The organism is Methanoculleus sp. UBA413 (genome assembly GCF_002502935.1).
Lineage (GTDB): Archaea > Halobacteriota > Methanomicrobia > Methanomicrobiales > Methanoculleaceae > Methanoculleus > Methanoculleus bourgensis.
Genome location: NZ_DAQR01000022.1, coordinates 1 through 4566, shown reverse-complemented (window position 1 = coordinate 4566; position 4566 = coordinate 1). Strand labels below are relative to the sequence as shown.

Sequence of the window (4566 nt, the reverse complement as noted above, 5' to 3'; positions counted from 1 at the left end):
TAGATGAAATGCTCCACTAGTGGCTTTCTAGCCCCGCACCATTCTTCACCGATTCAGCCGGAGACAGAGCCCCCAGGCGGATTTCCTCTGATCGGCGGGAGACGTGTTCCAGCATCCGGTATGGCGCCTGGAACCCGTCATACTCCCGCCGGCGAGCGCTCACCCGCCCCGATGTCCACGGCGCCCCGGCTTTTGCCCGCGACACCGGCATATAATGCCTCAATATCGCGAACAATCGCCTGCCAGTTGTATCTGGTCCGGATGAGCTCCTTTGCCTGAGCGCCGAACCTGGCCCGCAAGGCATCGTCGGCAAGCAGCTGCCCGATGGCGTCGGCGAGGGCCTCCGGCGTGTATCCGGTATTGAACCCGACGGTCCCTTCGATCCATGCGAGCAGGTCCCCCTGTCCCGTCGTCACGATAGGCGTACCACAGAGGCATGCCTCAAGGAACGTGATCGGGAACCCGGTGAAACTCGGCGTGACGAAGACATCGGCATCGGTGAATGCCGCCATCTTGTCCTCTTTGCTCACAAATCCGGTGAAGATCACCCGACCGTCGAGGTCCAGCGACCTGACCCGCTCCCTGAACTCCTCGTTGTGGCCCATATCCCCGCCGACCAGCATGAGGATAGCGTCATCGAACTCCCGTGCGACCCCTGCAAACGAGCGGATCAGGAGGTCGATCCCCTTTGTCGGGTCGAGCCTTCCCAGGTAGAGCACGACCTTTGTAGCATCGTCAATGCCCCACTTTGCGCGGAACCGGCCACGGGCCGGAAGGTCGGGGTACTCCGCAAAATCGATGCCGTTTGGGATGATCGCGATCCTCCCCTCCTCAACGCCTAACTCGCGGTAGCGTTCCGCCTCGGTCTCGTTGAGCGCGATCACTCCTGCGGCGCCGAGGATCACCTTCTTCGTCCAGAGCAGGTCAAACAACCGTTTCATCCGTGCAGAACCTGTATCCTGCGGGAGCGCCCCGTGTGCCTGGAGCACGTAAGGTACGCCATACTTCCTCGCGTAATGCGAGGCAATGACGGTGAGCAGGGTGCGGTGGTCGTGGATGTGGACTACGTCAAACTGCGCAACCTCCCTCCTCGCGACCGCCGGCATGCGGTAGGGCACCACCGGCGGGGTCACACTCGGAACGTACTTCCGCAAATTCTCAAAGTAGTAGACGTTCATGCCGTCGACGCAGGTTGCACGGTTCGTGGGCAGATCGTTTGGATAAATACTCCGGTTCGTTGTATAAACCGTGATATCGTGCCCGTTCTCGTGCAGGTTCCGGGAGACGTCGTATGCAACCCTGGCAACTCCTCCAGACTCCCAGAGCGGCTTGAAGAATGGGGTAACCTGTAAAATCTTCATGCATTCCCCCCACTGTTCTGCTGTTTCAGCCTCTTCCTGATAACACCCGCGTAGCAGTTCAGGCAGAACGGCGTCACCAGCCAGACCGCGCATTCAACCAGGGGCGCGATCCCGTGTTGTCGTATCCGGTAGCGGTAACTCTCCAGGTTGTAGGCGAGGTACTCCTCTCCGATCTCCTCATACCACCATCGCCGGGTGACCTCCCCGTTCTGGACCCGCTCCGAGCACTCAGTGATCCAGCGCTCTACCGCCTCCCGGGTCCGCCCCTCAGCCACCTCAGGCTGGAAGTCGTCGTTGATGATACAGGGGATAACCGTGTAATCCCGGATGCCGTGCTGGTCAAAGTCCACCGAGAGGATCATGGTGCTCTTGATCTTCTCCTTGAAGAGTTCGGTGTCGAACTGGAAGTTCCCGAGGGAGTAGGCGATCAGGCCGTCGTTATACCGCTCCAGCCCCTGAATGGTGTGCGAGTGGTGCCCGAGGATCAGGCTCGCTCCGCTGTCGATGAACCTGTGGGCGAGCCTGACCTGATTGGGTGAGGGGTAGTAGATGTTCTCGATCCCCCAGTGCAGGGAGACGATGACAACGTCACATTGGGCCTTCAGCGCCCTGATGTCGTCGATGATGGCCCTCTTCTTCAGTTTGGAGACCGTAACCCCCGGCGGCGACCGGAACATCCCGCTAGTATAGCCGAGGAACCCGAGCCTGATCCCGTTTCGCTCAACAACCAGCCCCTGTGGGGGGCCATCCCCCCGTGCCCCTCCAACGTAGGCGATACCATGCGCTTCAAGCACGTCGAGGGTCTTTTCGAACCCCTCCCGCCCCAGGTCGAGCGTATGGTTGTTTGCCACGCTCAGGATGTCGAATCCGGCGTCTTTGAGATGTACTCCCGCCTCCGGGGGGTTCGTGTTGACCCAGCGTTTCCGGCTCGGGTCGCCGCTCTCGGAGAGGACAGTCTCCAGGTTCCCGAAGAGCAGATCTTTCTGCCGGAGTTCGTGCTGTATCAGGGCAAACGGTTTTTTGCCGTTCCTGGTCCAGAGCAGCACGTCCCCGACAGCCCGCAGCCGCACCGACACTTACCCTCTCCTCCTGTCGCAACCCGGTCCGGCAGGGAACCACGTTCTGGTTCGGGCGTTTAGTAACATATCCCCTGCCTCGCTTATCCCGGGGAGGTCCTGTACCTTGCCGGTTTCTGCGGGTGCCTCTACCTCCATGTAACCCGGAATACTGCCTCCCCCCTCGACCTTGCCTGGGTTCCAGACTGGGTCTCAGACTATATATAGGTTTGCCGGCCTCACGGCGCCGTTCTTCAGGAGGGAGGGCATATGAAGAGTTCAGGATGACCGGCCCCGTCAACGGGCCCGCCTGTAACGGGAAGCCTCCCGCCTGGGCTTGGGTTGGTACGGGCGCGGGATGTGCCGAACCATTAACATCCCGGAGATCGAATAATTGTTAACACTACGCGGCAGATGATGAGAGTTACCCCCACTGATGATGTGATGAAGCAGGGGACTGATGCCGCAATACTGTATTCTCCTCTGCCTTTTCGGATCCGGTTGTCTGGCTATCTATAGCGGCGAAAATATTTTTTGTGATACGAGCAGAATCAGTAATCCTCACCTCCTCTAGACGAGGATCACGGTTCTGCCCGTGTGGAGCGAGGGTATATTATATCTCAAACCGGCTGTCTTAGATGCTTTTCAGGGGTTTGCACCACCTTTGCTCCGTTTTTGGAGGCACATGATATCTCCATACTGAGTGACTGTCTGGTGTCGTCCAGAACCACCCTGTTCAGGCTAACCTCGCACCCGAGCCCCTCGGCGATCATACACGCGATCAGGCTGCAGATCGAGCAGGGGCAGAGAACACAGGACTCCGGGGACGCTTCACTCCTTGAAGCACACCCCGGGAAGAGAATGTAGTTGTTCAGGCTGATGATTATGAGCCCCTCTTCTTTTTTTATATCCACCTGCCTGGCGATCAGGAGGAGGTCTTCACACACCTCACGGATTGCTCCCATCAGCAGACCGTATTCAGAAGGTAGAACAAGGTCATTATCATATTTTAGTTCCTCAAGAATGGGGCCTGCCAGAGGGGAGTTCAGGGTCCCGAAGCTCCCGTTGTGACAGGCAAATCCCGCCCCATCGCCCTGTGAAGACCCGCGGTTGGGGCGCATTGGAATGAACTGCATAACCTTCCCGTCTTTGCCATCCGGCGGAAGAAAGATTGCGGTTCCACAGCCGCCGTGGTCATGGATGATCCTGCTCAGGGCGGAGATGCCCTGTAAGGAGAGGTAACTGGCTAACCGTGCATCCACACCCTCATCTCCGCCGAGCGCGAAGAGAAAAAATCCACTGATGAACCCGGCTGCACCCAGCATGAGCAGGGGACTTTGCATGTATCCCTGCGGATCTGTGAGCAGAGCCGCAAGGAGGAGCAACGATGCAAAACCGATGAGAAGGTATGAACCGCTCCTGTAACGTTTATGTCCGGCTGCTTTCATCTCTTTCACCCAAACTGAACCCGGGCGATGTGACGTGGGCACTCCCTCACCCACCGACCAGTTCCAGTATTCTCAGGACGATTACCAGACCAAAGAGCCCTGTGCAGGCTATTGCCATACGGTTTATGTTGCGGATGTATCCGGGTCTCGAATACGTCGGGTGGATTAGATAGACTATGATAAAGAATCCTACGAGCGCGGTAGCTATAAACAGTCTTAAATCCCGAATGTTGAGTATATACAGCAGGCCGCTCAGGGTAAGCATCCAGACCGTTAGAACGACTGATGCGGCATCCTTTTTGTGCATCATTCTGATGCTATCAGGACCACCGGTATATAAACCCTGCGAGAGCCCGGCCGGATCCTCGAGAAGACTGCAGGTTTAAGGATGGCCCCACACCGTGCGTGTAAATATCACCCGGGAGGGAACGCTTCCCCTCTGCCCTGCCATAAACCCCGTATTAGACTTCGATAACATTATGCACGGCCTCGATGGGTTGGGTTCTGCTCACGCAGAGTCGCTGGTGCATATGACTCTGGCATCTCCATGAAGCCTCGCAAGGAGGGGGCTCGCCGGGGACCCCTGTTCCCACCTGCCAAACCAGGGCGGTTTTCATGCGAAATTTTAGCTGAAATGCTCTACTGTATCATTTCATCTAATATTGTCCATGCAATACCCTCTCACGCGTGGCTTTCCGCGTG

General features: G+C 57.6%; 4 protein-coding genes. All 4 read right to left on the bottom strand.

Features of this window, described 5'->3' with window-relative positions:
* Positions 1 to 137 precede the first annotated feature (137 nt).
* The 4 genes from BP858_RS01960 to BP858_RS01945 all read right to left on the bottom strand — a co-directional run bounded on the left by BP858_RS01960 (position 138) and on the right by BP858_RS01945 (position 4174).
* Complete coding sequence (locus BP858_RS01960; RefSeq protein ID WP_286878698.1) at positions 138 to 1361, bottom strand: glycosyltransferase; 1224 nt, start codon at positions 1359 to 1361, stop codon at positions 138 to 140.
* Positions 1358 to 2437, bottom strand: coding sequence for a CapA family protein (locus tag BP858_RS01955; RefSeq protein WP_286878697.1), 1080 nt, complete (start codon positions 2435 to 2437; stop codon positions 1358 to 1360). Before BP858_RS01955 ends, BP858_RS01960 begins: the two co-directional genes overlap by 4 nt.
* A gap of 599 nt (positions 2438 to 3036) precedes the next feature.
* On the bottom strand, positions 3037 to 3801 hold the full coding sequence (locus BP858_RS01950) for a hypothetical protein (protein WP_074175690.1): 765 nt from the start codon (positions 3799 to 3801) through the stop codon (positions 3037 to 3039).
* Positions 3802 to 3910: 109 nt separating this feature from the next.
* Positions 3911 to 4174: a hypothetical protein gene (locus BP858_RS01945; RefSeq protein ID WP_214166171.1), complete on the bottom strand. Its 264-nt coding sequence runs from the start codon at positions 4172 to 4174 to the stop codon at positions 3911 to 3913.
* Between the last annotated feature and the right edge of the window lie 392 nt (positions 4175 to 4566).